Source organism: Stenotrophomonas pictorum JCM 9942 (genome assembly GCF_001310775.1).
GTDB lineage: Bacteria > Pseudomonadota > Gammaproteobacteria > Xanthomonadales > Xanthomonadaceae > Stenotrophomonas > Stenotrophomonas pictorum.
The window spans coordinates 1-1,770 of record NZ_BAZI01000474.1; the positions used below are offsets into that span (position 1 = coordinate 1).

2 protein-coding genes and 1 pseudogene are annotated in these 1,770 nt (G+C 67.0%); all 3 read right to left on the minus strand.

The features are described from left to right. Positions 1–64: 64 nt before the first annotated feature. On the minus strand, positions 65–586 hold the full coding sequence (mlaD, locus tag JCM9942_RS15165) for an outer membrane lipid asymmetry maintenance protein MlaD (RefSeq protein WP_054660674.1): 522 nt from the start codon (positions 584–586) through the stop codon (positions 65–67). A 99-nt stretch (positions 587–685) separates the two neighbouring features. Then, positions 686–1,433, minus strand: a pseudogene (locus JCM9942_RS15170) (MlaE family lipid ABC transporter permease subunit). Beyond that, on the minus strand, positions 1,433–1,770 hold a 338-nt coding region (locus JCM9942_RS15175; RefSeq protein WP_083468580.1), incomplete at its 5' end, for an ABC transporter ATP-binding protein. The pseudogene JCM9942_RS15170 and the gene JCM9942_RS15175, both read right to left, overlap by 1 nt.

The window sequence follows — 1,770 nt, forward strand, 5'->3', positions numbered from 1 at the left end:
ATCAGCAGCGACGGTGCGCTGGCCAGCAGGGCCGAAGCGAGAAGGGCGGTCAGCAGTTTCACTTTCATTGTTGCGGTTCCGTTGCAGGCGCGTCGGCGCCGGTGGAGTCGTTGTCGCCGGCGGTCGTCCCGCCGCCACTGAACATGTATTTGCCGACCAGCTGGATCAGGTCCACCGCCGGCTGGGTGAAGACGATCTCGTCGCCGGACTTGAGCACGTCCGGATCACCGCCCGGCTGCAGGCCGATATAGCTTTCGCCCAGCAGGCCGCTGGTGAAAATACCGGCCGAGGTATCGGCGGGCAGATCCTTGAACTTGCTGTCCAGCGCCAGGGTGACGATGGAATCGTATTTAACCGGATCGAGCTGAATATCAGCCACTTGGCCGATGGTCACCCCGCCGACCTTCACTGGCGCCTGCGCGCGCAGCTGGCCGATCTGGCTGAAACGCGCCTTCAGCACGTAGTCGCCGCCGCCCAGGCCGAAGCGCTGGTTGGTCGAGGCCACCGCCAGCACCAGCAGCGAGGCCAGCGCCAGCAGCAGGAAGGCGCCGACGGAAAATTCAAGTCTGGGTCCACGGATGGCCATTGGTTATCTCACTCCTGATCCAGCAGATGCTTCGCAGCGCGAAGCGGGTTGTTCGTTTGATCCTGCAGATGGACGTGCAGTTTTTGCGAGGGACTCGCGCTATTGAAACAGCAGCGCCGACAGCACGAAATTGAACATCAGCACCAGCAGCGAGGCGTTGACCACCGCGCGGGTGGTGGCCACCGAGGTGCCTTCGATGGTCGGCTCGGCGTGGAAGCCCACGTAGGCCGCCACCAGCGCCGCGGTGCCGCCGAAGATCGCCGACTTGAGCAGGGCCACGACGAAGTCGTCCCAGAAATCGACACTGCCGCGCAGCCCCGACCAGAACGTGCCGTTGTCCTGGCCCAGGATGTGCACCGCTTCGAACCAGCCGCCGGCGATGGCCAGCGAGCAGAAGATGCCGGTCAGCAGCGGCACGGTCAGCACCGCCGCCCAGAAGCGTGGCGCCACCGCCTTGGCGATCGGATCGATGGCCATCAGCTCCAGCGCCTTGATCTGGTCGGTGGCGCGCATCAGGCCCAGCTCGGCGGCGATCGAGCTGCCGGCGCGGCCGATGAACAGCAGCGCGGTCAGCACCGGCGCAGCTCGCGGTACGCGACAGGCCCAGCAGGGTGGACAGCGCATCGGCCGCGCCGAAGGTGGTCAGCGTGCGGTAGCCCTGCAGGGTCAGCACCAGGCCGACGAAGGCGCCACCCACGGCGATGATCGGCAGCGAGCGCGCGCCGATCTTGTAGACCTCGCGGGTCAGCTCGGCCAGGAAATCGCGGGTCGGCAGCGAGCCGCGCAGCACGGTCAGCGAGAACAGGCCGGCACGGCCGAGCGAACGGATCGAGGCAACAAACGGCATCAGGCAGTCCTCGCGCGCGGGGCGGCATCGAACGGGATCGGGCCATCCGGCTGGCCATGCAGGAACTGCCGCACCAGCGGATCGGCGCTGGCCTGCAGCGCGTCCGGGGTGCCGGAGAACACGATGCCGCCATTGGCGATCACCACCGCCTGGTCGCAGATCGGCAGGGTTTCGTGGACGTGGTGGCTGACGATGATGCTGGTCAGGCCCAGATTGTCGTTCAGGCGCTGGATCAGGCTCATGATCACCCCCGAGGCGATCGGGTCCAGCCCGGTCAGCGGCTCGTCGTAGATCATCAGCGGCGGGTCCAGCGCCAGCGCGCGGGCCAGCGCCACGC